The sequence below is a fragment of the Pseudomonas sp. NPDC085632 genome (genome assembly GCF_044541255.1).
Lineage (GTDB): Bacteria > Pseudomonadota > Gammaproteobacteria > Pseudomonadales > Pseudomonadaceae > Aquipseudomonas.
The window spans coordinates 19,506-44,837 of record NZ_JBITSX010000039.1 but is presented as its reverse complement, the minus strand read 5'-3'; the positions used below and the strand labels follow the sequence as shown (position 1 = coordinate 44,837).

Annotated in this window: 28 protein-coding genes; 18 read left to right on the top strand and 10 right to left on the bottom strand. The window is 59.1% G+C overall.

Annotation, left to right across the window (positions count from 1 at the left end; genetic code table 11):
- The first annotated feature begins 67 nt into the window (after window positions 1–67).
- From ACIF4X_RS21420 to ACIF4X_RS21405, 4 genes are all read left to right on the top strand, one after another.
- On the top strand, window positions 68–1,579 hold the full coding sequence (locus ACIF4X_RS21420) for a purine-cytosine permease family protein (RefSeq protein WP_397483636.1): 1,512 nt from the start codon (window positions 68–70) through the stop codon (window positions 1,577–1,579).
- A gap of 93 nt (window positions 1,580–1,672) precedes the next feature.
- Window positions 1,673–3,052 carry a sodium:solute symporter gene (locus ACIF4X_RS21415; protein ID WP_034153225.1) on the top strand — a complete coding sequence of 460 codons (1,380 nt, stop codon included), beginning with the start codon at window positions 1,673–1,675 and terminating at the stop codon, window positions 3,050–3,052.
- Window positions 3,053–3,138: 86 nt separating this feature from the next.
- Window positions 3,139–3,864: an MBL fold metallo-hydrolase gene (locus ACIF4X_RS21410; RefSeq protein ID WP_397483635.1), complete on the top strand. Its 726-nt coding sequence runs from the start codon at window positions 3,139–3,141 to the stop codon at window positions 3,862–3,864.
- A gap of 43 nt (window positions 3,865–3,907) precedes the next feature.
- A complete protein-coding gene (locus ACIF4X_RS21405; protein WP_397483634.1) occupies window positions 3,908–4,156 on the top strand; it encodes an acyl carrier protein in 249 nt (82 codons plus the stop codon).
- Between the two features lie 89 nt (window positions 4,157–4,245).
- Here the strand turns inward: ACIF4X_RS21405 and ACIF4X_RS21400 are convergent, their stop codons facing one another.
- Both ACIF4X_RS21400 and ACIF4X_RS21395 read right to left on the bottom strand, forming a co-directional pair.
- A complete protein-coding gene (locus tag ACIF4X_RS21400) occupies window positions 4,246–4,374 on the bottom strand; it encodes a PA1414 family protein (RefSeq protein ID WP_003184145.1) in 129 nt (42 codons plus the stop codon).
- A gap of 142 nt (window positions 4,375–4,516) precedes the next feature.
- Complete coding sequence (locus ACIF4X_RS21395) at window positions 4,517–5,410, bottom strand: LysR substrate-binding domain-containing protein (RefSeq protein WP_397483633.1); 894 nt, start codon at window positions 5,408–5,410, stop codon at window positions 4,517–4,519.
- Between the two features lie 104 nt (window positions 5,411–5,514).
- On the opposite strand from ACIF4X_RS21395, the gene ACIF4X_RS21390 reads away from it, so the two are divergent.
- Window positions 5,515–6,696: a YbfB/YjiJ family MFS transporter gene (locus ACIF4X_RS21390; RefSeq protein WP_397483632.1), complete on the top strand. Its 1,182-nt coding sequence runs from the start codon at window positions 5,515–5,517 to the stop codon at window positions 6,694–6,696.
- Here ACIF4X_RS21390 and ACIF4X_RS21385 read toward each other — a convergent pair.
- From ACIF4X_RS21385 to ACIF4X_RS21375, 3 genes are all read right to left on the bottom strand, one after another.
- On the bottom strand, window positions 6,641–7,573 hold the full coding sequence (locus ACIF4X_RS21385; protein WP_397483631.1) for a DMT family transporter: 933 nt from the start codon (window positions 7,571–7,573) through the stop codon (window positions 6,641–6,643). The two genes, ACIF4X_RS21390 and ACIF4X_RS21385, sit on opposite strands and share 56 nt — an antisense overlap.
- A gap of 269 nt (window positions 7,574–7,842) precedes the next feature.
- Window positions 7,843–8,244: a DUF2177 family protein gene (locus ACIF4X_RS21380; RefSeq protein WP_397483630.1), complete on the bottom strand. Its 402-nt coding sequence runs from the start codon at window positions 8,242–8,244 to the stop codon at window positions 7,843–7,845.
- A gap of 103 nt (window positions 8,245–8,347) precedes the next feature.
- Window positions 8,348–9,184: a S1 RNA-binding domain-containing protein gene (locus ACIF4X_RS21375; protein ID WP_397483629.1), complete on the bottom strand. Its 837-nt coding sequence runs from the start codon at window positions 9,182–9,184 to the stop codon at window positions 8,348–8,350.
- Window positions 9,185–9,524: 340 nt separating this feature from the next.
- Here ACIF4X_RS21375 and ACIF4X_RS21370 point away from each other — a divergent pair, with 340 nt between their 5' ends.
- From ACIF4X_RS21370 to ACIF4X_RS21360, 3 genes are all read left to right on the top strand, one after another.
- Window positions 9,525–9,713, top strand: coding sequence for a hypothetical protein (locus ACIF4X_RS21370; RefSeq protein ID WP_016985943.1), 189 nt, complete (start codon window positions 9,525–9,527; stop codon window positions 9,711–9,713).
- Between the two features lie 206 nt (window positions 9,714–9,919).
- Window positions 9,920–10,636, top strand: coding sequence for a TorF family putative porin (locus ACIF4X_RS21365; protein WP_397483628.1), 717 nt, complete (start codon window positions 9,920–9,922; stop codon window positions 10,634–10,636).
- Window positions 10,637–10,714: 78 nt separating this feature from the next.
- Window positions 10,715–11,584, top strand: coding sequence for a DUF6279 family lipoprotein (locus ACIF4X_RS21360; RefSeq protein ID WP_397483627.1), 870 nt, complete (start codon window positions 10,715–10,717; stop codon window positions 11,582–11,584).
- A gap of 87 nt (window positions 11,585–11,671) precedes the next feature.
- Here the strand turns inward: ACIF4X_RS21360 and ACIF4X_RS21355 are convergent, their stop codons facing one another.
- Complete coding sequence (locus ACIF4X_RS21355) at window positions 11,672–12,064, bottom strand: hypothetical protein (RefSeq protein ID WP_007914475.1); 393 nt, start codon at window positions 12,062–12,064, stop codon at window positions 11,672–11,674.
- Window positions 12,065–12,236: 172 nt separating this feature from the next.
- Between ACIF4X_RS21355 and ACIF4X_RS21350 the strand changes: the two genes are divergently transcribed.
- The 4 genes from ACIF4X_RS21350 (at window position 12,237) to ACIF4X_RS21335 (ending at window position 14,765) form a co-directional block, all read left to right on the top strand.
- Window positions 12,237–12,971, top strand: a complete 735-nt coding sequence (locus tag ACIF4X_RS21350) for a DUF899 domain-containing protein (protein WP_397483626.1) — start codon at window positions 12,237–12,239, stop codon at window positions 12,969–12,971.
- 74 nt (window positions 12,972–13,045) lie between these two features.
- Window positions 13,046–13,321 (top strand): hypothetical protein, encoded by a 276-nt coding sequence (locus tag ACIF4X_RS21345; RefSeq protein WP_397483625.1) that lies wholly within the window; start codon window positions 13,046–13,048, stop codon window positions 13,319–13,321.
- A 247-nt stretch (window positions 13,322–13,568) separates the two neighbouring features.
- Window positions 13,569–14,153 (top strand): papain-like cysteine protease family protein, encoded by a 585-nt coding sequence (locus ACIF4X_RS21340; RefSeq protein WP_008088867.1) that lies wholly within the window; start codon window positions 13,569–13,571, stop codon window positions 14,151–14,153.
- 12 nt (window positions 14,154–14,165) lie between these two features.
- A complete protein-coding gene (locus ACIF4X_RS21335; protein ID WP_397483624.1) occupies window positions 14,166–14,765 on the top strand; it encodes a hypothetical protein in 600 nt (199 codons plus the stop codon).
- Between the two features lie 54 nt (window positions 14,766–14,819).
- Here the strand turns inward: ACIF4X_RS21335 and ACIF4X_RS21330 are convergent, their stop codons facing one another.
- Complete coding sequence (locus ACIF4X_RS21330; RefSeq protein WP_007914470.1) at window positions 14,820–16,160, bottom strand: DEAD/DEAH box helicase; 1,341 nt, start codon at window positions 16,158–16,160, stop codon at window positions 14,820–14,822.
- Window positions 16,161–16,351: 191 nt separating this feature from the next.
- Here ACIF4X_RS21330 and ACIF4X_RS21325 point away from each other — a divergent pair, with 191 nt between their 5' ends.
- Entirely contained in the window at window positions 16,352–17,650 is a 1,299-nt protein-coding gene (locus tag ACIF4X_RS21325; protein ID WP_397483623.1) for a mechanosensitive ion channel family protein, read from the top strand.
- 91 nt (window positions 17,651–17,741) lie between these two features.
- Here ACIF4X_RS21325 and ACIF4X_RS21320 read toward each other — a convergent pair whose 3' ends face one another.
- The 3 genes from ACIF4X_RS21320 to ACIF4X_RS21310 all read right to left on the bottom strand — a co-directional run bounded on the left by ACIF4X_RS21320 (window position 17,742) and on the right by ACIF4X_RS21310 (window position 20,062).
- Entirely contained in the window at window positions 17,742–18,599 is an 858-nt protein-coding gene (locus tag ACIF4X_RS21320) for a carboxylate/amino acid/amine transporter (protein WP_397483622.1), read from the bottom strand.
- A gap of 321 nt (window positions 18,600–18,920) precedes the next feature.
- On the bottom strand, window positions 18,921–19,520 hold the full coding sequence (locus ACIF4X_RS21315) for an FMN-dependent NADH-azoreductase (RefSeq protein ID WP_397483621.1): 600 nt from the start codon (window positions 19,518–19,520) through the stop codon (window positions 18,921–18,923).
- A gap of 227 nt (window positions 19,521–19,747) precedes the next feature.
- A complete protein-coding gene (locus tag ACIF4X_RS21310) occupies window positions 19,748–20,062 on the bottom strand; it encodes a 3-phosphoglycerate kinase (protein WP_397483620.1) in 315 nt (104 codons plus the stop codon).
- 49 nt (window positions 20,063–20,111) lie between these two features.
- On the opposite strand from ACIF4X_RS21310, the gene ACIF4X_RS21305 reads away from it, so the two are divergent.
- From ACIF4X_RS21305 to aqpZ, 5 genes are all read left to right on the top strand, one after another.
- The gene (locus ACIF4X_RS21305; RefSeq protein WP_007914443.1) at window positions 20,112–21,035 is read left to right on the top strand and encodes a LysR family transcriptional regulator; all 924 of its coding nucleotides are present in this window, start codon (window positions 20,112–20,114) and stop codon (window positions 21,033–21,035) included.
- Between the two features lie 14 nt (window positions 21,036–21,049).
- Window positions 21,050–21,853 carry an alpha/beta fold hydrolase gene (locus tag ACIF4X_RS21300; protein ID WP_397483619.1) on the top strand — a complete coding sequence of 268 codons (804 nt, stop codon included), beginning with the start codon at window positions 21,050–21,052 and terminating at the stop codon, window positions 21,851–21,853.
- Window positions 21,854–21,856: 3 nt separating this feature from the next.
- The gene (locus ACIF4X_RS21295; RefSeq protein ID WP_242204461.1) at window positions 21,857–22,414 is read left to right on the top strand and encodes a peptidylprolyl isomerase; all 558 of its coding nucleotides are present in this window, start codon (window positions 21,857–21,859) and stop codon (window positions 22,412–22,414) included.
- A gap of 88 nt (window positions 22,415–22,502) precedes the next feature.
- Entirely contained in the window at window positions 22,503–24,335 is a 1,833-nt protein-coding gene (locus ACIF4X_RS21290; RefSeq protein WP_397483618.1) for an ABC transporter ATP-binding protein, read from the top strand.
- A gap of 280 nt (window positions 24,336–24,615) precedes the next feature.
- Window positions 24,616–25,311 carry an aquaporin Z gene (gene aqpZ, locus ACIF4X_RS21285; RefSeq protein WP_397483617.1) on the top strand — a complete coding sequence of 232 codons (696 nt, stop codon included), beginning with the start codon at window positions 24,616–24,618 and terminating at the stop codon, window positions 25,309–25,311.
- The last annotated feature ends 21 nt before the right edge of the window (window positions 25,312–25,332 follow it).

Genomic DNA, 25,332 nt, shown 5'->3' with positions numbered 1-25,332 from the left:
CCATCCCCTTAGCCAAGACAGGTGACGCTCACGCACGATGAGCGCGCCTTTATGATCGGAGCAGATCATGAATAACAACAACAACGACCAAAGCCTTACGCAGATTGAAACCCACGGGGTCGAACAGATCCCGGACCACGAACGCAGCGCAGGCCCGACGGACTTGTTCCGGATGATCTTCGGTGGTTCGAATACCTTTGCCACCGCCGTGCTCGGCAGTTTCCCGGTGCTGTTCGGTCTGTCTTTTCAGGCTGGCGTCTGGGCGATTGTGTCGGGCGTGCTGCTCGGCTCGCTGATCCTCGCACCGATGGGCCTGTTCGGCCCGCTCAACGGCACCAACAATGCCGTGTCGTCCGGTGCGCATTTCGGTGTGCATGGGCGGATCGTCGGTTCGTTCCTGTCGCTGTTGACCGCTATCGCGTTTTTCTCGCTCTCGGTGTGGAGTTCGGGGGATGCGCTGATCGGTGGTGCAAAACGCCTGATCGGTCTGCCGGAAACCGACCTGACCCTGGGTCTGGCTTACGGTCTGTTCGCGATTCTGGTGCTGACCGTGTGCATCTACGGCTTCCGCTTTCTGCTGTGGGTGAACAAGATCGCGGTGTGGAGCGCCAGCCTGTTGTTCCTGCTGGGCATCTTCGCCTTCGCCGGTCCTTTCGATGTGAACTACGCCGGTACGGTGAACCTCGGTCAGCCGGGCTTCTGGGCCGCGTTCATCGGCGCCGCGCTGGTAGCGATGAGCAATCCGATATCCTTCGGTGCGTTCCTCGGTGACTGGTCGCGCTACATCCCGCGTGAAACCTCCAAGCAACGGATCATGGCCGCCGTCGTGCTGTCGCAGATCGCCACATTCATCCCGTTCCTGTTCGGCCTGAGCACCGCGACCATCGTCGCGATCAAGGCGCCGGACTACATCGCGGCGAACAACTATGTGGGTGGTTTGCTGGCGGTGTCGCCGAGCTGGTTCTTCCTGCCGGTGTGCCTGATTGCGGTGATCGGCGGCATGTCCACCGGCACCACCTCGCTGTATGGCACCGGGCTGGACATGTCCAGCGTGTTCCCGCGCGTGCTGTCGCGCGTGAAAGCGACGCTGCTGATCGGCGTGCTGTCGATTGCCTTCATCTTCATCGGGCGCTTTGCGGCGAACCTGGTGCAGAGCGTGTCGACCTTCGCCGTGCTGATCATCACCTGCACCACGCCATGGATGGTGATCATGATCATCGGTCTGCTGGTGCGTCGCGGCTTCTACTGCCCGGATGACCTGCAAGTGTTCACCCGGGGCGAACAGGGCGGCCGCTACTGGTTCAGCCACGGCTGGAACTGGCGTGGTCTGGGCGCGTGGATCCCGAGTGCGGCGGTAGGTTTGTGCTTCGTGAATTTGCCGGGACAGTTCGTTGGCCCGCTGGGTGAAATGGCCGGCGGCATCGACATCAGTTTGCCGGTGACCCTGGGCCTGGCCTCGGTGGTGTACCTGACGCTGCTGAGCCTGTTCCCGGAACCGCGCGAAGTGTTCGGCCCGAAGGATGCCCGTAGTCAGGGCGCGAAGTCGCCGGTTAAAGCAGCAATGCGCCAAGCCGCCTGAGTAAACGCCTACCTCCTGTGGGAGCGAGCTTGCTCCCACAGTGAGACTCGAATTCAGCCTCACCATAAAAAAGACAATCGGAGACACGCCATCATGGCTTTGGATTTATTCGTCGTCCTCATCTACGCCGCCGGCATGCTCTTGCTCGGCTACTTCGGCATGCGCAAGGCCAAGACCAACGAGGACTTTCTCGTTGCCGGTCGTAACCTCGGCCCAAGCCTGTACATGGGCACCATGGCCGCGACCGTACTGGGTGGCGCGTCCACCGTCGGCACCGTGCGTCTGGGTTACGTGCATGGCATTTCCGGTTTCTGGCTGTGCGCAGCACTCGGTTGCGGCATCGTCGCGCTGAACCTGTTCCTCGCCAAACCACTGTTGAAACTGAAGATCTACACCGTTACCCAGGTCCTGGAAAAACGCTACAACCCGATGGCCCGCTCCGCCAGCGCGGCGATCATGCTGGCGTACGCGCTGATGATCGGCGTAACCTCGATCCTCGCCATCGGCACCGTGCTGCAAGTATTGTTCGGCCTGCCGTTCTGGATCTCGGTACTGCTCGGCGGTGGCGTGGTGGTGGTTTATTCGGCGATCGGCGGCATGTGGTCGCTGACCCTCACCGACATCGTCCAGTTCATCATCAAGACCGTGGGCCTGATGTTCATCCTGTTGCCGATCTGCCTGTACCGCGTTGGCGGTTGGGACGAACTGGTACTGAAACTGCCGGCGACTGCCTTCAGCTTCACCACCATCGGCTGGGACACGATCATCACCTACTTCATGATCTACTTCTTCGGCATCCTGATCGGTCAGGACATCTGGCAACGGGTGTTCACCGTCAAGACTGCCAAAGTCGCGCAATACGCCGGCAGCATCGCGGGCATCTACTGCATCGTCTACGGTCTGGCCTGCGCCCTGATCGGCATGGCTGCGCACGTGTTGATTCCGGATCTGGACAACGTCAACAACGCCTTCGCCGCCATCGTCAAACTGTCACTGCCGGACGGCATCCGTGGTCTGGTGATCGCTGCGGCACTGGCCGCCATGATGTCCACCGCCAGCGCCGGCCTGCTCGCCGCTGCCACTACGTTGACTGAAGACCTGCTGCCGAAACTGCGTGGCGGCAAACCATCGAGCCTGGGCATCAACCGCCTGTTTACCTTGCTGACCGGTGTGGTCGTGCTGGGTATCGCGCTCGTTGTAAACGATGTGATCAGCGCCCTGACCCTCGCTTACAACCTGTTGGTGGGCGGCATGCTGATCCCGCTGATGGGGGCGATCTTCTGGAAACGCGCGACCACCGCCGGCGCCATCGCCAGCATGGGCCTGGGTTTCGCCACCGCGCTGCTGTTCATGTTCAAGGACGGTCTGGATGCCAACACGCCGATCTACTACAGCCTGGCTGTGGGTCTGGTGAGTTTTGTGGTGGTCAGCTTGGTCTCCCCTCGCCCGGCAACCGTGGCGAGTGCGATCTAAGCTCTGATGTAACGACTTGATGCTTTCTTCGACGGGTGTGGCGTCGGTTGCCACACCCGTTTTTTTACGTCTGGAGAAAATGATTTATGAAGATCGTTTCTCGCGATCAGTGGTTTGAAGTGCAGCACCTGAACGATGGCATTCGGCTGATTCACGAGCCGTATATCCGCCCATTCTACCGCTGCAACCTCTGGCATGTGCAGGGCCGCGACAAAGACTTGCTGCTGGATAGCGGTTCGGGGCTGGTCAGCCTGCGCGTGCAGTTGCCGTGGATTACCGAACGGCCATTGGTGGCAGTCGCCAGTCATTGCCATTTCGACCACATCGCCGGGCATCATGAGTTTGACGAGCGGCTGGTGCATCGCGCCGAGGCTGACATCCTTGCGGCGCCGGATGGCGAGAATGATTTGAGCCGCGCGTTTGTCGGCGACGACATGTTCGAAGCGCACCCGGATTGCCCGTTGTGCTACGCCGAATACCGGGTCAAAGCCGCGCCGGCGACCGGGTTTGTCGAGGACGGTGATGTGCTGGATCTGGGCAATCGTACGCTGCAGGTACTGCACACGCCGGGGCACTCGCCGGGCGGGATCAGCCTGTATGAGTCGGCGACGCAAACGCTGTTCAGCGGCGACATCATTTACGACGGGCCGCTGATCGAAGACGCCTACCACTCCAATCTTGAGGATTACGCCACCAGTCTGCGACGTTTGCAGGCGTTGCCGATCCGCACGGTGCATGGCGGACATTTCGGCAGTTTTTCCGGGGAGCATTTGCGCTCGATGATTGACGAGTGGTTGCGCGGGCACGCCTGAGGCCTGCTTCACTCAAGCACAACAACCCTCAGAAAAATCTGCCATGAGAAGAGCTGCCGTACGTGCCGCCGTACACCGATATATCCGGCGTCTGCTGGAAACCCGCGAGTTCAATGACCACACCAGCCTGGTGCAACTGGGCCTGGAGAAAGCCGATATAGAAGATTTGATCTTTCATCTTGAAGATGAATTCGGACTGACGGCGTTCACCGCCGAGGAAGACCGCATGCTCAAGACCGCGAAGACCGCGAATGACTTGAGCCGGTTCTTGTTTGAGATCGGCCGTCATTAAAAGCAAAAGATCGCAGCCTGCGGCAGCTCCTGCATTGATCCGTGCAGGAGCTGCCGAAGGCTACGATCTTTTGATCTTTTATTTATGCACTACCGCCGACGAGGCTGGCGCCGGCGCTGCTCGTCATCGGTGCGGATCGGTACAGGTTGCAGAGGCGGTTCGATCAAGCCGAGGGCAACACCCAAGTCGTGCAGCCAGTTTTGAATTTTCTCTTTCATCGTCATGCCCCCTTCAGGGTGGTGCTGAGCGGCCGGAATTCTGAGGCCGCTTCGCACTGATAATAGTCCGAAGTCCTACGCAATGCTCAGCCAAATCCGCAATGATCTGTTACTGAATTGAACAGAAATCGTCGGCATTGGTTCAGGCGGTTTCGCGGGTTTCGATCTGAGCCGCAGGATAGACAGCCTGCTGCACCTCGATCCAGGCATTGAGGTTGGCGCCGACCATGCCTTTGCGCCACATGAGCCATGTTGTCGCACCCACAAATGGCTCGGCCAACGGATGCGCGGCGACGCTCTCGCGCCCCGGCAGACTGGCCAGCATCGACTCCGACATCAGCGCCACACCACTGCCGGCGATCACACAGGCGAGCATGCCCTGATAGGACTCGATCTCCATCGCCCGGCCCATAGTCGCGTGGTAGTGCGAAAACCAGGCCTCCAGACGCATGCGATATGAACAGCCGCGACGAAAGGTGAACACCGACCGCCCTTCAACGTCCCGGGCGCCATGTACTGGCGGATGATCAGGTTCCGTGATCAACACCAGTCGTTCCTCGCACAACGGCACACCGTCCAGGCCAGCCAACTCCAGTGGGCCATCGACCAACGCGGCATCCAGGCGTCCGGTCAGCAACCCCTCCAACAACTCACCACTCGGGGCCGACTGCACCTGCAGATTCACCGCCGGATAGCGCTTGTGATACTGCGCAAGCAACGCCGGCAGGTGGATCGCCGCCGTGCTGTACATGGTGCCCAAAGCAAAATCACCGGCCGGCTTGCCACCCATGACCGCCGCGCTGGCCTGATCGCGCAGGGCGAAGAGTCTGGCGGTGTAGTCCAGCAGGACTTTTCCTGCAGGCGACAGTTGCAAACGCTGACGCTCACGGACGAATAGCTCGACGCCCAGTTGCTCTTCGAGCTGCTTAAGCCGGGTCGACAGATTCGACGGCACCCTATGCAGGCGTTCGGCGGCGCGGGTAATTGACCCCTCTTCGGCCACGGCCTGAAAGATCCGCAGTTGACTGAACTCCACAGCCTTTCTCCAGAACAGAACAAGTTACTCACTATTATTCAATTTTAAAGAAAGTCAATCAGTCCTAGCCTGACGGTCATTGATCCTTCAACGGAATCCCGACCATGTCGCCACTGATTCGCTTATCCGCCTGCTTCGTGGCCCTGATGATGGCCATGGGCATCGGGCGTTTCGCCCTCACCCCGCAAATGCCACACCTGCTCAGTGAAGGGCAGATCGACCTGACGGCCGCCGGTCTGATTGCGGCGGCCAACTACCTCGGTTATCTGCTCGGCGCGGTGGACGCGATGTTTGCGCATCGCCCGCAGCAGGTGCAACGCCGTCTGCACGGCGGCTTGTGGTTGTGCGTACTACTGACCTTGGCGTCGTTCTGGGCTGAAGGGTTCTGGTCGCATCTTGTGCTGCGCTTCGGCACCGGCGTGGCGAGTGCCTGGGTGTTGGTGATGATCACGGCGTTGAGTCAACCGCTGGCAGCGGCAGCGGGCCGTGCACGCTGGGGCGCTCTGGTATTTGCCGGGCCGGGTCTGGGGATTTTTCTGACGGGGTTGTTGGCACTGGTCTCACATCTGCTGCAGCAGACGTCTGCGACGTTGTGGCTGATTTACGCTGCGGCTGCGTTGGTGATGATGCTGGGCGTGTGGCGGCTTCTGCCAACGCCCGTTGCAACGGTTACGGTAACTGCGGCGGCAGTCAAACCATCGAATCGAGGCATTGCGCGGTTGGCCGTGATCTATGCACTGTACGGCGTCGGCTACATCATCCCGGCGACCTTCCTCTCGCAAATGGCCAACGTGCAGTTTCACGGGCAATGGCAGGCGGATCTGTTCTGGCCATGCTTCGGTCTTGGCGCCGCGATTGGAGTGTTGCTGGTGAGCCTGCGGCGCCACGATCCACAGACCACAAGGCATTGGTTGATGGCGACGTTGTGGCTGCAAGCGGCCGGTGTGTTTGCCTGTCTGTTGGGCAGCGGCCTCGGCCTGGCGTTGGGTGTGCTCTTGTGTGGCACGCCGTTTCTGGCCTGCATGCAACTGGTGATGCAGCGCTCGCGGGAACTGGCGCCTCACGCCACACAGCGCAATGCCGGCATGCTCACCGCGTGTTTCGCGGTAGGCCAACTCAGCGGCCCGCTGCTGGCGGCGTTGAGCAGCCATTTCAGCGGCGGTTTGCAGCCGGCATTGGTGATCGCCGGCAGCGGTTTGCTGATTGCCGGCGGACTGGCAATGCAATCGACTAACGTTGGCCGAGCGCTTTGCGCAAACGCCGGCGCAGCCACTGCTCGGCGCTGACTAAGGTGATGCCGAGCAACACCAGCACCGCGCCGATGATGAAGTTCACACTCAGCTGTTCGCCCAGCAGGATCACACCAAAGGTCACGCCGAACAGCGGCGTCATAAACGAGAAGACCGCCAGGTTGGCCGCCAGATACCGGCGCAGCAACCAGAACCAGACCAGGTAACTGAAGAACGACACCACCAGCCCCTGGAACAGCACACTCGCGACCGCCACAGTGGTGAGGCTGACATGAGTGATCTGGCCGCTGAAGAGCGCGATCAACAGCAGGCCGAGGAAACCGACGATCAACTGATAAAACAGGGTCAACGTCACCGGCGCTTCCGACAATCGCGAGGCGCGCACCACCACCGTGGTTGCGCCCCAGCAGGCACCGGCCAATACACCAAAGGCATCGCCCAGAAGCATGCGCCGATCAAGGTTGTCCCAGGACACGCCGCCCGCGAAAGCAATCGCAATGCCGATAAACGCGAGCAGAATCCCCAACCATTGCAACGGCCGCAGGCGCTCGCTGGCCAACAGGAAATGCACACCCAGCGCGGTGAAAATCGGCGCCGTGTAAAGGAACACCGACATGTGCGCGGCGGTAGTCAGTTGCAAACCTTCGGCGATGAAGAAGAACTCCAGACCGAACAACGCACCGGCCAGCAGCCCGCCACGCCAGGTCACGCCAACCTGATCCCAGCCGCCCTTCCAGCAGATCAGCAACCCCACCAGCAACGCAGAGATCCCCGAGCGCGCGGCCGCTTGCATGACAGGCGCGATGTCCGGTGCCGCCCATTTGATCATCACCTGCTGCACGCCCCAGATCAGGCACAAACCGATCATCACTTGCAGGGCAAAACGGTCGACGTTGCGCCGCTCGACACTCATCGCAACACCTCGAACACACACAACATGGCAGGCCATCCAATGGTCAGAAAACAGTGCCGAGGATTATCAATCAGTCGGGCGGAAAAAGCCGTCTGGAAAAGACATTTGTTTCTTCAGTGGCTGCAGCAGTGGATGGCTGTCGGCTGCGCAGCCATTCGCTGGCAAGCCAGCTCCCACAGGAACCGGGGTTGCTCACTGATTCTTTGTTCAACACAAAACCCTGTGGGAGTCTGGCTTGCCAGCGATGGCGTCAGTTCAATCAACCCGGCTCATGGATCTGAATTCAGTCGTTTAGCCAACAAGAACCCAACGCTACAAGCCACAGCAGTAGCAAACGTCCCCCACGCCCAATCCATCAACGTCACCTGCACCGACCACCCTCGCAATGTTGCCAAGTTCGTCAGGTCATACGTGCCGTAAGCTACCAGCCCTAACAACGCGCCCCGCTTCGCCGCCCATTGCCACGTCACGGCCGGCAGCACCACAAACACCACGCAGCCAAAAACATACAGGCAATAAAAAACCGCTGCGGGTACCAGCAGCGGTTTTTCGAGCATCAGCGAACCGAGCAGTTCGCGATAGGTCGGCGCCATCAACAGGCCGAGCCAGAGGCCGTCGAGCAGCAGAAACGCAATCAACGTCGCAACATAGGCAACCAGAGTTTTCTTCATCACACCCGCCCTCATGTAGGAGCTGCCGAAGGCTGCAATCTATTGATCTTCAAGTTCAAAAGATCGCAGCCTTCGGCAGCTCCTACATGGGGCCAGCGGTGTCTCAGGTTAGTTCAATGCGATCAGCGTGAATGACGATCTTGCCTTCCTTGTACAGCGAGCCGATGGCCTTCTTGAAGTTGCCTTTGCTGACGCCAAACAGACTGCTGATCAACGCCGGATCACTCTTGTCACTGACCGGCAACGTGCCGCTGTTGTCGCGCAATTTGCTGAGGATCTTCGAGTTCAGGCTGCTGGCCGCTTCCTGGCCAACCGGTTGCAGGCTCAAGGCGATCTTGCCGTCGGCACGGATTTCCTTGATGTAGCCTTTCTCGCTCATGCCGGCGCGCATGAACTTGAAGATTTCATTCTTGTGGATCAAACCCCAATGCTTGTTGTTGATGATCGCCTTGAAGCCCATGTCGGTGGCTTCGGCAACCAGCAGATCAACTTCCTGACCCGGGCTGTAGTTCGCCGGGGTCTTGTCGAGGTAGCGATCCAGACGCGCAGTGGCGGTGATGCGGCGGGTGTGCTTGTCGAGGTAGACGTGCACCACGCAGTATTCGCCGGCGGTCATCTGGCGCTTTTCTTCGGAATACGGCAGCAACAGATCCTTCGGCAGCCCCCAATCGAGGAACACACCGATGCTGTTTACTTCAACGACTTTCAGACTGGCAAATTCGCCGACCTGAACTTTTGGTTTTTCCGTGGTGGCGAGAAGTTTGTCTTCGCTGTCCAGATAAACAAATACGTTGAGCCAATCTTCATCTTCGGTAGGAATATCTTTCGGAATATAACGATTAGGCAAAAGAATCTCGCCGTCAGCACCGCCGTCCAGATATAAACCGAAGTTAGTGTGTTTAACCACTTGCAAACTGTTGTAACGCCCGACTAAAGCCATTTCCAGAACCCTCATTGCGTGGGCGGCATTCTACCCGTTTTTGGCCTGGCCGTCGGGCGGCAGATCGGCACAGGTGGAAAATCGGCGCAACGCCTTGATTTTCCTTGTTTGCGCCTGGGCTGAGGTGCCGCTCGTCAGGCAGGCTCGACCGCTGACGGTTGAACATTCCAATGCCCCCGCACATTAATGTTCTTATTTAAAACAGCAGGTTAGCCGGATATTTCGAATATTGAATCGAGAATAATGCAGCACAGCAGTGGGTTATTCCGGGGGATATTTACCAAGCAATTGTCAAGTTATTCCTGTACGATGCCTGGCCGAGTTACTTTTCTACAGGTTAATGGCCGCCATGCGTGTAAAAGCATCCACCAGCAAAGCAAAGCCAGCTCCAGCCGTTGAAACCAGCGAATCGATCAACGATCAGATCGCAGCGTTCCTCAAGTCTGGCGGCGAGATCCAGCAAATTGCCAAAGGCGTCAGTGGCCAGACATTCGGCCCGTCCAAGCAGATCAGCCTGGGCAAGAAGTAACACCCGGTTTTACACCCGTCCAGAGGCGCTTTGAGCTTCGAAGCGCCTGGACTGGCACCGCGCAACACCCCCTTCTTTTTAAACAAAACCCTGGTAAATCGACGAACGGCCATCAATGCCGAGCATTCGCCGGTATCCTTGCACGCGTCTAGATCAAGCGTTTCAGCAGGCCCGCCGCCCTGCCCTCGCTGTTCATGGAGTGACGCATGCGCAAATTTTCCTGTTTATCACTTGTAGGCCTGCTGGCTTGCGCGACCGCGCACGCGCAAATTTTCCAGCGTGAACTCGGCGACTTCGATCTCAAACTTGGCACCACCCCCACCCGCAGCATGGCCCAGGGCCTGGTCAAACCGGCGGCAGTCGGCTCGTTCCATGGCGGCCTCGACCTGAGCCACGACAGCGGCATCTACGTCGGCCAGTACGCACCGAGCATGGGCATCTCGCCGGGCAAGAACCTCGAGATCGACTCCTACGTCGGCTTTAAACAGCCTTTCGATCAGACCCTCGGTTACGAAGTCGGGATGATCCACTACAGCTATCCCAAGGTGGACACTCTCGACAGCCAGGAGCTGTTCGGCGGTTTGACCCTGCTCGGCAGCCGCTTCGGCGTGGCCTTCAGCAACGACCCGGATAAACAGAACAACACCTTGTTTGCCGATCTTGGCGGTAATCAACCATTCGGCATCGGCGTCAGCATGAAATACACCACCCACCAACTGAACACGCCGGTGGCTGTGGACGGTGGTTATGTCGGCAGTTTTACCGATTGGTCAGTGAAATTGTCCCGGCCATTCATGGGCGTCGATCTCGACCTGATCTACAGCAACTCCAGCCTCAGCGGCAGCGATTGTTCGGCCTATTCCGGGCACAACAGTCAGTGCGACGGCCTCGTCACCCTGAAGGCTGAACGCGCGTTCTATTGATCGGCTGAACTGCCGGGTTCATTCTGCGTTCACATAGGAATCAGCCCCTCGAAGCCAGGCTTACGCAAGGATTCGCCCATGTCTCGCTGGTTCAAACACATCGCCGCACTACTGATTTTCACTCTCGCCCTCGGCGCTTGCAGTCGCGTCGGCCTGGCCTATCGCAACCTCGACGTGATCATTCCATGGACGCTCGGCGATTACCTGGACATGAACGGCGAGCAGAAAGACTGGTTCAACGAACGCCTCAAGGACCATCTGAGCTGGCATTGCACCACGCAATTGCCGGGCTACCTGGACTGGCTTGATCGCCTGCAGACAATGGTCGAAACCAATCGGGTCACCGATGCCGCATTGCAGGCCCGCACGGTAGAGGCCAAGCAGGCCATCGCCGAAACGGCGCGGGAGATCACTCCGTCCGCCGTCGAACTGTTGCAAGGTCTGGACGACAAACAGGTGGCGGAAATGAATGACGCGTTTGCCAAGGATTTGCGCAAGCGCCAGCAGGAATACCTGAAACCACCGCTCGATCAACAGATTGCCGAGCGTGGCGCGCGAATGGTCAAACGCCTGAACGACTGGCTCGGTCCCTTGAGCGCCACGCAAGAGCAGCGGGTCATGGCGTGGTCGACCGCCCTGGGCGATCAGTACACGCAATGGATCGCCAATCGCGCCCACTGGCAGAAACAGTTCAGTGCTGCCGTGGCGCAACGTAAAAGTCCCGAATTCCCACAGAGAATCGAGACGCTTCTGGTCAATCGCGAGAGCTTATGGACAGCGGATTACCGCAAGGCCTTCGCCGATACCGAGGCGCAGGGACGCTCGCTGGCGGTGGACCTGATGGCCGAAAGTACGCCGCAACAGCGTCAGCGGTTGTTGAAGAAGATCGAGGGCGTGCGCAAAGACTTCAATGAGCTCAAATGCCTGAAGGCTGCGAAGCAGAATTAGAAGATCAAAAGATCGCAGCCTTCGGCAGCTCCTACACCGATCTCTATAGGAGCTGCCGAAGGCTGCGATCTTTTGCCCTGTGGAGGATCAGGCGATCTGGGCTTTAGACGCCACTTCATCGAAGGTTGCCTCGGCCAGCGCATCCTCCTGCTCATCCAGCACCTGACGCGGATGGTCGTTGCCGGGAATGCTGCTGTCGATCAGGCTCAGCAGGCTTGAACCGCGCGGCGTCAGGACAAAATTGTTGCCCGTGCTGCCCTCTTCATCCGGACGCGGTGCGATGTAACCGCGCAAGAGCAGCAAACGCTCATAATCGCAGGCCAGCGTTTTCAAGTGATCAAGGTTCTCGATCGGCTCGCCCGCACTGGCTTTCGCCGCCGCATAGTCTTCGGCATAAGCCCGTGGTGCGAAACTGTGGCCGGCACTGTTCTGCACTTCGTGCAGCAAGCGTTCAATCAAATCCCAGTTATAAGTCGTCATCCTGATACAACCTCCGGTGCGCGTGATTTATGCCGCGTTCATAGGTTGTGACCGGAGCGGCTCGCAGCCGTTCAGCGGCATTTTCCGAGCCGACCGACCGGCGGTCTGTCGATCCTGCGCAGGGTTAAACGACTAGTCTGAAACAGGCTTCAATCCCGCAGGAGAAATCATCATGAACGCTGAGAATCATCCGGTGGTATCGCGCGAAGAATGGCTCGCCGCCCGTAAACAACACCTTGCCCACGAAAAAGCCTTCACTCAGGAGCGCGACCGCCTTAGTGCTGAACGTCGCGCGTTGCCATGGGTGAAGGTCGACAAGAATTACCATTTTCAAGGCCCGAACGGCGAAATGAAACTGGCTGACCTGTTCGGCAAACACAGCCAGTTGATCGTTTACCACTTCATGTTTGCCAAAGACTGGGAGGAAGGCTGCCAGGGTTGCTCGTTCCTCAGCGACCACATTGATGGCGCCAACCAGCATCTGGCCCATCACGACATCGCCGTTGTGGCTGTTTCTCACGCCCCCTTCAACGAGTTTCAAGACTTTAAACGGCGCATGGGCTGGAAGTTTGATTGGGTGTCGTCAGAGGGTTGCGACTTCAATTATGACTTCGGGGTTTGCGCCCGGGCAGAAGATGTCGCGGCGGGAAAGGCTACGTACAACTACGAAAAGACTGACAGCGCCGAGGAGGAAATGCCGGGGCTGAGCGTGTTTTATCGCGACTCAAAGGGCGACATCTTCCACACCTATTCAACCTATGCCCGTGGCCTGGACATGTTGGTCGGCGCCTACAACTACCTCGACCTGACGCCCAAGGGCCGCAATGAGGACGAGATCATGGAGTGGGTGCGGCATCATGATCGTTATGAAGGCGATTCCAGGTCGAGTTGCTGTCACTCTGAGTGATGAGCAATGAACTTTTCGCCCTCTCCTGGCCTCAACCGGTTAACCCGCCTTAACCGGAACTGAGGCCTGCCCCGATGAAAACCCTGATCAAGCTCACCCTTGCCGCCACCCTCGCTTGCGCCCTGCCCGTCTGGGCCTGTACGCCGGAAGAGGCGACTGCCAAACGTGAACAACTGGCCAAGGAAGTCGCCAAGCTCACCGAACAGAATCCGGCCAAGGCCAAAGAGATCAACGCCGAGTTGCAGAAGATGGATCTGGGCACGGCCAGCAAGGATTTGCCGGACAAGTGCCAGCTGATTGATCAGCGGTTGAAAGAGTTGGGTACCGCCGAAAAGAAAGCCGAAAGCTAGAAGCAAAAGATCGCAGCCTGCGGCAGCTCCTACATCAAACCCTGCAGGAGCTGCCGCAGGCTGCGATCTTTTGCCTTTATAAATGCACAAATGCATTTATTTATTTGCACAAACGCATATCCGCATCTACGGTTACATCGAGCAAAGAGATCGGCAACCGCCATCGGAGATGGCAACCCTCAAGCGCCGATCGCTCGGCAACACCCTTACAAGCGGGACGCTTGTTTTCATTCATGGAGGATTGAAAATGTTAACCACTGAAGCAAGACCCTTTACCAGTGAATCACTGCCAAGGTGCCTCATCGGCCATCTGCTCGACCCACAACTGGTCGAAGTCGAAGCGGCCGAACATGCCAGCGCGCTTGCCGCTGGCAGCCTGAACTTCAACATGCAGCAACAAACCCAGACCAACTGGTGCTGGGCCGCCGTTTCCGCCTCGGTCGGCAACTATTACGGCACCGGCAACTGGACGCAGTGCGGCGTGGCCAGCACCCAACTCGACCGCAACTGCTGCAATCAACCGGGCCCATGCAACGTTTACGGCTATCTGGATTCCGCCCTGCAAACCACCCGCAGCTACAACGGCATGAATCAGGGCTCGCTGCAGATGTCGGCCATCCAGAACCAGATCAGCATGGGCCGCCCGGTCGGCCTGCGTTGCGCCTGGTACGGCGGCGGTGCGCATTTCCTGACGATTTACGGCACCAACGGCGATTACGTGTTGGTTGCGGACTCGATCTACGGCTATTCGACCCGTGCGCTGAATGCCTTTCCCCGCGCCTACAACGGCGGCGGCAACTGGACTCACACTTACTTCACGGTAAAAAACTAGGAGGGCGACATCATGCAACTGACTTATCCAAAGGCGCCTTCCAATGGCGTACTGACCTTGCGCCCAGCGCTGCAAGCCGCGCTGCAAACCCAGGGTTTTGGCGCCAACCGGCAGTTCGCCAACGCGGCGCCGGCAAAGATCAGCCTCAGCGAGGCCTACCGTGGCTATTCGCTCAGTCTGGATGACCTGAGCCACGGCAAAGGCCTGAAAGAGGCCCGTCTCGGCGACTGGCATTACCTGGTGTTTGCCGATGGCGTGACGATTGCCGATGCGCAGTTGGCCGAGGTGCGCGGGCATGTCGAGTTCGCCTCGCTCAATCACGGCAACCTTGCCGCTGCCACCGTCGGCGCGCTGAAACTGGCAGAACAGGCGTCGCAGCTAAAGGGTAAAACCGTCGAACTGCGTGTGTTGTTTGTCTCGGCGCTGCACGTTGTGGCGATATGGCTGCACGCCGATGGCGAAGATGTGCTGATCCCGATCGAGCCGACGCCCAAGGAACTGGCGAGCCCCGGGTTGTACAGCGAAGCTGCGTTGCTGGCGCAGTTGAAGCCGGCGGCCGATCAGGCCAAGCGGCGCTTTGACGCCGACACCAGTGGCCAGCTCGGCAACTGATGGACGAAAAAAAACCCGGACACTGTCCGGGTTTTTTATGCACGCCTGAAAAGCTTACTCAGCCGCAGGCTCTGCCGGCTTGCGGCGCTTGAGCGGCGCCATGCCATCGCTGCTGACCAACGAGTCCGGCTTCGGACGGTTGGCGCTCTTGCGCTTGGTCGGCGTCTTGGCGGCGGTTTTCTTCTTGTCGCCTTTGGCGTCAGTCTTTTTCTTCTTCACGCCAACGGCTTTGCCCGAAGCCTTGACCTTTTTCGGTCCGCCGTAGGTGCCTTTGACTTCCTTGATGGTGCGGCGCTCGAAGCTCTGCTTCAGGTAGCGCTCGATGCTCGACATCAGGTTCCAGTCGCCGTGGCAGATCAGCGAGATTGCCAGACCGTCGTTACCGGCGCGGCCAGTACGGCCGATGCGGTGCACGTATTCGTCGCCGCTGCGTGGCATGTCGAAGTTGATCACCAGATCCAGACCATCCACGTCCAGACCACGGGCCGCGACGTCGGTAGCGACCAGAATCTTCACGCCGCCCTGCTTCAGACGGTCGATCGCCAGTTTGCGATCCTTCTGGTCTTTCTCGCCGTGCAGCACGAACGCCTTGTATTCCTGAGCTACCAGGCGGCCATAGATGCGGTCGGCCATGGCGCGGGTGTTGGTGAAAACGATGGCCTTCTGATAGGTCTCGTTGGCCAGCAGCCAGTTCACAATCTGCTCTTTGTGCTGATTGTGGTCGGCGGTGATGATCTGCTGACGGGTGGTCGAGTTCAGTTGGCTGACCGCGTTGAGCTGCAAGTGCTCAGGGTTGTTCAACACCTTGCCGATCATGTCGCGCAGACCGGAACCGCCGGTGGTGGCGGAGAACAGCATGGTCTGCTGACGGTTCGGGCATTCGTCGACCAGACGCTGCACGTCTTCGGCGAAGCCCATGTCGAGCATGCGGTCGGCTTCGTCGAGCACCAGCACTTCGACTTCTTTGAGGTCGAGGTTACCGGCGTTGAGTTGCTCGATCATCCGGCCCGGGGTACCGATAAGGATGTCCGGCACCTTGCGCAGCATCGCGGCCTGGACCTTGAAGTCTTCACCGCCGGTGATCAGGCCGGATTTGATGAAAGTGAACTGCGAAAAGCGCTCAACTTCCTTCAGCGTCTGCTGGGCAAGCTCGCGGGTCGGCAGCAGGATCAGCGTCTTGATGCTGACGCGGACCTTGGCCGGGCCGATCAGGCGATTGAGGATTGGCAGAACGAAAGCGGCGGTTTTGCCGCTACCGGTTTGCGCCGTCACCCGCAGATCACGCCCTTGGAGCGCCAGCGGAATGGCCGCGGCTTGCACAGGCGTTGGCTCGACAAATTTCAGCTCGGCCACAGCTTTAAGCAGGCGTTCGTGCAGGGCGAATTGGGAAAACACGGGTGCTACCTCGAAGATATGCAAAAAAACAGCTGCATAGGTTACCGGTTTCGAGCGCTCAGGCCGAGTTTCTTTATGCAAACGGACGTAATCAGTGGCTTTTTTGTTGCTCGATTTGTCTCCAACGGTAATACACGGCGTCTTAAATGCTCTAATCGCCCATCGCGTCTTACAGAAGAATCGTTGCTCATATGGATTTCAAACAGCTCTGGCTCAACGCCCAGGACCTCTGGGGCACTCTCGAACAGCATCCACTGTTGCAGGCCGGCCTCGCCCTGACGGTGTTGCTGGTGTTCGCGCTGGTACTCGGACGAGTGGCACGTTATCTGATCCTGCACGCCAGCCGCATGCTCGGCCGCCAGCCGGCGCTGCACTGGATCAATGACTTTCGCCACAACAAGGTGTTTCAGCGCCTGGCGCAGATGACGCCGTCGCTGGTCATTCAGTTCGGCCTCCACCTGGTACCGGAACTGAGCAAGACCGCCATGACCTTCCTCGGCAATGTGGCGCTGTCGTTCACCATTCTGTTCCTGTTGCTGGCGGTCAGCGCCCTGCTCAATGCCCTGCTCGACATCTATGCACGAACCGAACACGCCCGTACGCGCTCGATCAAAGGCTACGTGCAGCTGGCGAAAATGGTTTTGTACGTGTTCGGCGCGATCATCATCGTCGCCACACTGATCGACCGCTCTCCGCTGTTGCTACTGTCCGGTCTGGGTGCGATGTCAGCGGTGATTCTGTTGGTCTACAAGGACACGCTGCTGTCATTCGTTGCCAGCGTGCAGTTGACCAGCAACGACATGTTGCGCGTCGGCGACTGGATCGAGATGCCGCAGGTCGGCGCCGACGGCGACGTGGTCGACATCACCCTGCACACGGTCAAGGTGCAGAATTTCGACAAGACCATCGTCTCGATCCCGACCTGGCGGCTGATGTCCGAGTCATTCAAGAACTGGCGCGGCATGCAGCAATCGGGCGGGCGACGGATCAAGCGCAGCCTGTTCATCGACGCCAGCGGCGTGCGTTTCATCCGTGATGACGAAGAAGAAAAGCTCTCGCAGGTGCACCTGCTGACCGACTACATGAGCCGCAAGAAAGCCGAGCTCAAGGCATGGAACGAGGCCCAGGGCAATGTTGCGGCGATGGCGGCCAACCGTCGGCGCATGACCAACATCGGCACGTTCCGCGCCTATGCGCTGGCGTATCTGAAGAGCCATCCGGAGATTCAGCCGAACATGACCTGCATGGTCCGCCAGATGCAGACCACCGCGCAGGGCATTCCGCTGGAGATTTACTGCTTCACCCGTACCACCGCGTGGGCCGATTACGAGCGGATTCAGGGGGATATTTTTGATTATCTGCTGGCGGTGCTGCCGGAGTTTGGGCTGAGTCTGTATCAGCAGCCGAGTGGTGGGGATTTGCGTTCCGGGTTGCTGCCGGCGGTGCTCGGCGCGGCCAGCATCCCTGAACCGCAGAAACACCTGATGTAACCCACGATTCCCGTGTAGGAGCTGCCGCAGGCTGCGATCTTTTGACCTTAAAGATCAAAAGATCGCAGCCTGCGGCAGCTCCTACATGGGTTCATGCAGTGCGGCGGATGCCCAGTCGACTGATCCATACGGCAGCAAGGATGACGCTGCCACCAAGGAACAACCGTCCCAGTTCCTCATGCTGGTTCCAGATCAGCAGATTCAGCAGCAACCCCACCGGCACATGCAGATTGTTCATCACCGCCAGCGTGCCGCCGTTGACCATGCACGCGCCCTTGTTCCACCAGTACATGCCCAGTGCGGTCGAGACCAGGCCGAGGAACAGCAACACGCCCCACTGCAACGGGGCTTCCGGCAGGAAGTTGGCTTTGCCGAACATCAGGAATGCCGGCAGCACCACCGCCAATGCGCCGAGGTAGAAAAAGCCGAAACGCCGGTAATGCGGCAGATTACTCGGGTGTTTCGCCACCAGATGCTTGTACATCACCTGCCCTGCGGCGTAGGTGAAGTTGGCCAGTTGCAGCAGCAGGAAACCCATGAAGAAGTCCGGACTGAAGCTGTCGAAGCGAATCACCGCTGCCCCGCTCACCGCCACCAGCGCGGCGATCAGCGCCCACGGGTTGAAGCGGCGGTTCAGCGCATCTTCGATCAGCGTCACGTGCAGCGGCGTGAGGATGGTGAACAGCAACACTTCCGGCACCGTCAGCACGCGGAAGCTGAGGTACAAGCAGACGTAGGTCACGCCGAACTGCAACGCGCCGATCACCAGCATGCCGCGCATGAACGAAGGTTCCACCGAGCGCCAGCGGGTCAAAGGAATGAACACCAGCCCGGCCAGCACTACACGCACCAGCACCGCGAAGTAACTGTCGACGTGGCCGGCCAGGTATTCGCCGATCAGACTGAAGGAAAACGCCTGGATCAGCGTGACAAAAAGTAGATAGCCCATGCTCGCCTCGAAATCGAATGGCGGCGACGATAGCGGTTTTTCGATTCCGCAACCAACACAAATCCCCGTGTAGGAGCTGCCGAAGGCTGCGATCTTTTGATGTTGATTTTAAAAAACAAGATCAAAAGATCGCAGCCTGCGGCAGCTCCTACAGGGGATCGGTGAATCCCAGGCAAAAAAAAGCCCGATCTCGCTAATGCGTTCAATCGGGCTACAGCACTCAGGAGCAACAAGTGCAAAGGGAGGTTCGATGCGCGTAGAGCCTTGAAGGGGTTGCGCCAGGTCACTTAAACAATCGGCGATTATCTGGGGATTAACCTATCAAGCGACCTGGGACAGTTTGGCGTTGGCCTGATTCAAGCCCTTCTCCTGGAAGTCGCCACCGAGGTTCATGCCCTCGGCGTGAATGAACGTCACGTCGTTGATGCCGATGAAGCCCATGACCTGACGCAGGTACGGTTCCTGATGGTCCGCCGGGCCGCCGGCGTAGATACCGCCGCGAGCGGTGAGCACGTAGGCACGTTTGCCGCTGAGCAGGCCTTGCGGGCCGGTTTCGGTGTACTTGAAAGTCACACCGGCACGCAGCACGTGGTCGAGCCAGGCCTTGAGGGTGCTCGGGATCGCAAAGTTGTACATCGGCGCCGCCATCACCAGTACATCGGCGGCGAGCAACTCATCGGTCAATTCGTTGGAACGATCCAGCGACGATTGCTCGTTGGCGTTGCGCTGCTCGGCAGGCTTCATCCAGCCACCCAGCAGATTGATGTCCAGGTGTGGCACCGGGTTCACGGCGAGGTCACGTACGGTGATCTGATCGGCCGGGTGCGCCGCTTTCCACTGACTGATAAAGGTCTGGGTCAGTTGACGGGATACCGAGTCTTGCTGGCGGGCGCTGCTTTCGATGATCAGAACGCGGGACATGGTGTGTAGCCTCCATCCGAGAATGTTGTAGGTCGATGGAGTGAAGGTTAAACAGAGTTGAATCGATGAAAAAGCGCAAATAATTGCTGCAAAGCATCGAATAATTCGTTTATATGCACCTGGAACATGTGGGAGCGAGCTCGCTCGCGAAAGCAGTATGTCAGTCAAGGAATGTGTGGACTGACACTACGTCTTCGCGAGCAGGCTCACTCCTACAGGGATCGATGTTATTTCGGGGTGCAGGTCAGTTTGATGCGCAGCTTGATGATCTCGCGGGTGAACTTGGCTGTGGCGTTTTTATGTTTGCCCGCCGCCACTTCGATCGTGCGGGTTCGCGGTGCTTCCGGGCCATTGCTGAACACTGCTTTGCACGTCGCATCGACGTCACCGTAGTTGGCCACCCGAATCGAGCCGATGTCGTTATCGGTGTCGAAGGTCTCGTAGTCGATCTTCATGCCGTTGAGGTCTTTCTGCACATCGATCGGGTAAGCAAAAGCAGTCAGCGGAAGCAGCGCCAGCACCACACAACAGAATTTTTTCATTCGGCAGTCTCCATGAGGGACGGCCAGCTTAGGACAAGAGGAGCTATTGATGAAAGCGCCCCGCGTGACCCTGGATCAATGGCGAACATTGCAGGCCGTGGTCGACCACGGCGGATTCGCCCAAGCGGCGGAGGCCCTGCACCGTTCGCAATCGTCGGTGAGCTACACCGTCGCCCGCATGCAGGACCAGCTCGGCGTGCCGTTGCTGCGCATCGACGGGCGCAAAGCCGTACTCACCGAAGCCGGCGGTGTGCTGCTGCGCCGCTCGCGGCAACTGGTGAAACAGGCCAGTCAGCTGGAAGACCTTGCTCATCACATGGAGCAAGGATGGGAAGCCGAAGTACGGCTGGTGGTCGATGCGGCCTACCCGAGCGCACGCATCGTCCGCGCACTGACCGCGTTCATGCCGCAGAGTCGCGGCTGTCGCGTGCGTCTGCGTGAGGAAGTGTTGTCGGGTGTCGAGGAAGTGCTGCTTGAAGGCGTGGCCGATCTGGCCATCACTGGCCTGAGCATTCCCGGTTACCTCGGTGCGGAATTGAGCGACGTCGAATTCGTCGCCGTCGCCCACCCCGATCACCCGCTGCATCGGCTCAACCGCGAATTGAGCTTTCAGGATCTGGAAACCCAGATGCAGGTGGTGATTCGCGACTCGGGTCGTCAGCAACCACGGGACGTTGGCTGGCTCGGCGCCGAGCAGCGCTGGACGGTCGGCAGCCTTGCCACGGCCGCCACTTTTGTCAGCAGCGGCCTCGGTTTTGCCTGGTTGCCCCGGCATATGATCGAACGCGAACTGAAAGATGGCTCGCTCAAGCTGCTACCGTTGGACAGGGGTGGCAACCGCAACTCCAGCTTCTATCTGTATTCGAACAAGGACAAACCCTTGGGCCCGGCCACACAAATCCTCATCGAACTGCTGCGCACCTTCGACACCTTGCCGCTGGACGCACCGTTCGCCGCCCCTGAACAAGCCTGACACGGAGTTCACCGATGGCGTATTTCGAGCACGATGGTTGCAATTTGCACTACGAGGAATATGGCCACGGCACGCCGTTGCTACTGGTTCACGGGCTCGGTTCGAGCACGCAGGACTGGGAAATGCAGATCCCGGCACTGGCCGCGCATTACCGGGTGATCGTCCCGGATATTCGCGGTCACGGGCGCTCGGACAAACCGCGCGAGCGCTACAGCATTGCCGGTTTCAGTGCCGATGTGCTTGCCCTGATCGAGCATCTGAACCTTGGCCCGGTGCATTATGTCGGGCTGTCGATGGGCGGCATGATCGGCTTCCAGTTCGGCGTCGATCAGCCTCATCTGCTCAAGAGTCTGACCATCGTCAACAGCGCGCCCGAGGTCAAAATACGCAGCCGCGACGACTACTGGCAGTGGTTCAAACGCTGGAGCCTGATGCGCGTGCTCAGCCTCGCGACCATCGGCAAAGCCCTTGGCAGCAAACTTTTTCCCAAGCCGGAACAAGCCGATCTGCGGCAGAAAATGGCCGAACGCTGGGCAAAAAACGACAAACGTGCTTATCTCGCCAGCTTCGATGCAATTGTTGGCTGGGGCGTTCAGGAACGACTTTCCCGAGTGTCCTGTCCAACGCTCGTCATCAGCGCCGACCGTGACTACACGCCCGTCTCGCTGAAAGAAACCTATGTAAAACTGCTGCCGAATGCGCGGCTGGTGGTGATCGCCGATTCGCGCCACGCCACCCCGCTGGATCAACCCGAACGCTTCAACCAAACGCTGCTGGAGTTCCTCGCCGCAGCCGATACTCAATCTCAGGATCACTGACCCATGTTGAAAAAACTCGCCCTCGCCGCTGGTACTGTGCTGTTTGCCGCCAACCTGATGGCTGCCACGCCGGCCAAAGCACCGCACGTGCTGCTGGACACCACCAACGGCCAGATCGAAATCGAACTGGACCCGGTCAAGGCACCAATCAGTACCAAAAACTTTCTCGATTACGTCAACAGCGGCTTCTACAACAACACGATTTTCCACCGTGTGATCCCGGGCTTTATGGTCCAGGGCGGCGGTTTCACTCAACAGATGCAGCAGAAAGAAACCAAGGCTCCAATCAAGAACGAACACAAAAACGGTCTGGCGAACGTTCGTGGCACCTTGTCCATGGCTCGCACTTCCGTACCTGATTCGGCGACCAGCCAGTTCTTCATCAACGTCAAGGACAACGACTTCCTCGACCAGGGCGACGGCTACGCAGTATTCGGCAAAGTGGTCAAAGGCATGGACGTTGTCGACATCATCGTCAACTCGCCGACCACCACCAAAAGCGGCATGAAAGACGTGCCTTCCGACCCTGTGTTCATCAAGTCGGCCAAAGTCATCGACTAAGCTGTACAGGGCGTATCGAGCGGCGCGGGCCTGATCCCGCGCCGCTCACACCGATAAAAGGAGAGCCCGTACTCCGGGCGGTTATCTGATGCTCTATCGCCGTTTCGAACAACTGATCGACATATTCCGTGAAGCCCCGACGGCGTCTCCGCCGGACCGCGTTCTGCCCTTCTATACCTATTACCTCAAGCAGGTCTGGCCGAGTTTTGCCGCCCTGCTCGTCGTTGGCCTGTTCGCCGCGTTGATCGAAGTCGCGCTGTTCAGTTACCTGAGCCGCATCATCGACCTGGCCCAAGGCACGCCCAACCCGAATTTCTTCAGCGACCACGCCCTCGAACTGACGTGGATGCTGGTGGTTGCGCTGGTGCTGCGACCGATTTTCTTCGGCCTGCACGACTTGCTGGTGCACCAGACCTTGAGTCCCGGCATGACCAGCATGATCCGCTGGCAGAACCACAGTTACGTGCTCAAGCAGAGCCTGAATTTCTTCCAGAACGACTTCGCCGGGCGCATCGCCCAACGCATCATGCAGACCGGCAACTCGCTGCGTGATTCGGCGGTGCAAGCGGTGGATGCGCTGTGGCACGTAGTGATCTACGCAATCAGTTCGCTGGTGTTGTTCGCCGAGGCTGACTGGCGCCTGATGATCCCGCTGCTGACGTGGATCGTCGCCTACATCGGCGCGCTGTATTACTTCGTTCCGCGCGTGAAAGAGCGCTCGGTGGAAGCCTCCGATGCGCGCTCGAAACTGATGGGCCGCATCGTCGACGGCTACACCAACATCGCCACGCTGAAGCTGTTTGCCCACACCAATTTCGAACAGCACTACGCCAAGGAAGCCATCGAAGAACAGACCGTCAAAGCGCAAATGGCCGGCCGCGTCGTCACCAGCATGGACGTGGTAATTACCGCCATGAACGGCTTGCTGATTGTCGGCACGACGGCGTTGGCCCTGTGGCTGTGGACGCAGTCACTGATCACTGTCGGCGCGATCGCCCTGGCCACGGGCCTGGTGATTCGCATCGTCAACATGTCCGGCTGGATCATGTGGGTGGTCACCGGCATTTTCGAAAACATCGGCATGGTCCAGGACGGTCTGCGCACCATCTCGCAACCGGTCAGCGTCACCGATCACGAGCAGGCCAAACCACTGGACGTGGCCCGTGGCGAAGTGCGTTTCGAGCACGTGGATTTTCACTACGGCAAGAAGCGCGGGATCATTGGCGACCTCAATCTGAACATCAAACCGGGCGAAAAAATCGGTTTGATCGGGCCGTCCGGTGCGGGTAAATCGACACTGGTCAACCTGTTGCTGCGCCTGTACGACGTCGAAGGCGGACGGATTATGATCGACGGCCAGAACATCGCCGAAGTCGGCCAGGAAAGCCTGCGCGCGCGGATCGGCATGATCACGCAGGACACCTCGCTGCTGCACCGTTCGATCCGCGACAACTTGTTGTATGGCAAGCCTGACGCCACCGATGCAGAGTTGTGGGACGCGGTGCACAAGGCGCGCGCCGATGAGTTTATTCCGCTGTTGTCGGACGCTGAGGGGCGTACCGGGTTTGACGCGCATGTCGGTGAGCGCGGGGTGAAATTGTCCGGTGGCCAGCGTCAGCGCATCGCCATTGCCCGGGTGCTGCTCAAGGACGCGCCGATCCTGATCATGGACGAAGCGACCTCGGCACTGGATTCGGAAGTCGAAGCGGCGATTCAGGAAAGCCTGGAAACCCTGATGCAGGGCAAAACCGTGATCGCGATTGCCCACCGACTCTCGACCATCGCCCGCATGGATCGGCTGGTGGTGCTGGAGAACGGCAAGATTGCCGAGAGCGGCACTCACGCCGAACTGCTCGCCCATCGCGGCCTGTATGCGCGGCTGTGGGCGCACCAGACCGGTGGGTTTGTCGGGATCGATTGATCCCTCCAAGATCGTTCCCACGCTCTGCGTGGGAACGCAGCCCGTGACGCTCCGCGTCCTGGACGCGGAGCGTCCCTTGAAGCATTCCCACGCAGAGCGTGGGAACGATCACCGCCACAGCCCGCCATCCACGGGCGCTGGCGGTTTTTTTGTGGTCGCTGGAAATCCGTTGAAAGCCTGCTGTACTCAGCCAAGGTTCCGGAATGGGAACCTGTCGTAAGTCTGCAAGGACGCACAACTCGATGCAGTCTCGATAGCAGGGCTATCAAGGACGCCTCTCATGTCTCTGTTCAAACGTTCAGTCACTGAGTTGTTGGGTACGTTCTGGTTGGTATTGGGTGGTTGCGGCAGCGCGGTGATTGCCGCGTCTACACCGTTGGGAATCGGGGTGCTGGGGGTGGCCCTGGCGTTTGGTTTGACGGTGCTGACCATGGCGTTCGCCATTGGCCACATCAGCGGATGTCATCTCAACCCGGCCGTGTCGGTCGGCCTGTTCGTCGGTGGTCGGTTTCCGGCCAAAGAGTTGCCCGCCTACATCATCGCGCAGGTGCTCGGCGCGATTCTCGCGGCGGCGCTGATCGCCCACATCGCCAGCGGCAAGGAAGGTTTCGACATCGCCGCAGGCCTTGCTTCCAACGGTTATGGCGAGCATTCGCCGGGCAAATATTCGATGGCGGCGGGTTTTGTCTGTGAAGTGGTGATGACCGGGATGTTTGTGATCATCATCCTCGGTGCCACCGATAAGCGCGCGCCTCCCGGGCTGGCCCCGATCGCCATCGGCCTGGGCCTGACGCTGATTCACCTGATCTCGATTCCGGTGACCAACACCTCGGTGAATCCGGCGCGCAGTACCGGGCCGGCACTGATGGTCGGCGGCTGGGCGATTGCGCAGTTGTGGATGTTCTGGGTCGCGCCGTTGATTGGCGCGGTGGTCGGTGGCGGGATCTATCGCTGGCTGGGCAAGGAAGAAACCTGAGGGGTGCCTGAGATCCCTTTG

Coding starts and splice junctions, on each gene's coding strand:
- ACIF4X_RS21350 (WP_397483626.1), top strand. CDS start 12,237: ATGAACGCTGAGAATCATCCGGTGGTATCGCGCGAAGAATGGCTCGCC.
- ACIF4X_RS21305 (WP_007914443.1), top strand. CDS start 20,112: ATGAAAGCGCCCCGCGTGACCCTGGATCAATGGCGAACATTGCAGGCC.
- ACIF4X_RS21335 (WP_397483624.1), top strand. CDS start 14,166: ATGCAACTGACTTATCCAAAGGCGCCTTCCAATGGCGTACTGACCTTG.
- aqpZ (WP_397483617.1), top strand. CDS start 24,616: ATGTCTCTGTTCAAACGTTCAGTCACTGAGTTGTTGGGTACGTTCTGG.
- ACIF4X_RS21345 (WP_397483625.1), top strand. CDS start 13,046: ATGAAAACCCTGATCAAGCTCACCCTTGCCGCCACCCTCGCTTGCGCC.
- ACIF4X_RS21380 (WP_397483630.1), bottom strand. CDS start 8,244: ATGAAGAAAACTCTGGTTGCCTATGTTGCGACGTTGATTGCGTTTCTG.
- ACIF4X_RS21310 (WP_397483620.1), bottom strand. CDS start 20,062: ATGAAAAAATTCTGTTGTGTGGTGCTGGCGCTGCTTCCGCTGACTGCT.
- ACIF4X_RS21390 (WP_397483632.1), top strand. CDS start 5,515: ATGTCGCCACTGATTCGCTTATCCGCCTGCTTCGTGGCCCTGATGATG.
- ACIF4X_RS21295 (WP_242204461.1), top strand. CDS start 21,857: ATGTTGAAAAAACTCGCCCTCGCCGCTGGTACTGTGCTGTTTGCCGCC.
- ACIF4X_RS21360 (WP_397483627.1), top strand. CDS start 10,715: ATGTCTCGCTGGTTCAAACACATCGCCGCACTACTGATTTTCACTCTC.
- ACIF4X_RS21365 (WP_397483628.1), top strand. CDS start 9,920: ATGCGCAAATTTTCCTGTTTATCACTTGTAGGCCTGCTGGCTTGCGCG.
- ACIF4X_RS21420 (WP_397483636.1), top strand. CDS start 68: ATGAATAACAACAACAACGACCAAAGCCTTACGCAGATTGAAACCCAC.
- ACIF4X_RS21405 (WP_397483634.1), top strand. CDS start 3,908: ATGAGAAGAGCTGCCGTACGTGCCGCCGTACACCGATATATCCGGCGT.
- ACIF4X_RS21385 (WP_397483631.1), bottom strand. CDS start 7,573: ATGAGTGTCGAGCGGCGCAACGTCGACCGTTTTGCCCTGCAAGTGATG.
- ACIF4X_RS21370 (WP_016985943.1), top strand. CDS start 9,525: ATGGCCGCCATGCGTGTAAAAGCATCCACCAGCAAAGCAAAGCCAGCT.
- ACIF4X_RS21325 (WP_397483623.1), top strand. CDS start 16,352: ATGGATTTCAAACAGCTCTGGCTCAACGCCCAGGACCTCTGGGGCACT.
- ACIF4X_RS21375 (WP_397483629.1), bottom strand. CDS start 9,184: ATGGCTTTAGTCGGGCGTTACAACAGTTTGCAAGTGGTTAAACACACT.
- ACIF4X_RS21400 (WP_003184145.1), bottom strand. CDS start 4,374: ATGAAAGAGAAAATTCAAAACTGGCTGCACGACTTGGGTGTTGCCCTC.
- ACIF4X_RS21300 (WP_397483619.1), top strand. CDS start 21,050: ATGGCGTATTTCGAGCACGATGGTTGCAATTTGCACTACGAGGAATAT.
- ACIF4X_RS21320 (WP_397483622.1), bottom strand. CDS start 18,599: ATGGGCTATCTACTTTTTGTCACGCTGATCCAGGCGTTTTCCTTCAGT.
- ACIF4X_RS21290 (WP_397483618.1), top strand. CDS start 22,503: ATGCTCTATCGCCGTTTCGAACAACTGATCGACATATTCCGTGAAGCC.
- ACIF4X_RS21410 (WP_397483635.1), top strand. CDS start 3,139: ATGAAGATCGTTTCTCGCGATCAGTGGTTTGAAGTGCAGCACCTGAAC.
- ACIF4X_RS21355 (WP_007914475.1), bottom strand. CDS start 12,064: ATGACGACTTATAACTGGGATTTGATTGAACGCTTGCTGCACGAAGTG.
- ACIF4X_RS21315 (WP_397483621.1), bottom strand. CDS start 19,520: ATGTCCCGCGTTCTGATCATCGAAAGCAGCGCCCGCCAGCAAGACTCG.
- ACIF4X_RS21415 (WP_034153225.1), top strand. CDS start 1,673: ATGGCTTTGGATTTATTCGTCGTCCTCATCTACGCCGCCGGCATGCTC.
- ACIF4X_RS21340 (WP_008088867.1), top strand. CDS start 13,569: ATGTTAACCACTGAAGCAAGACCCTTTACCAGTGAATCACTGCCAAGG.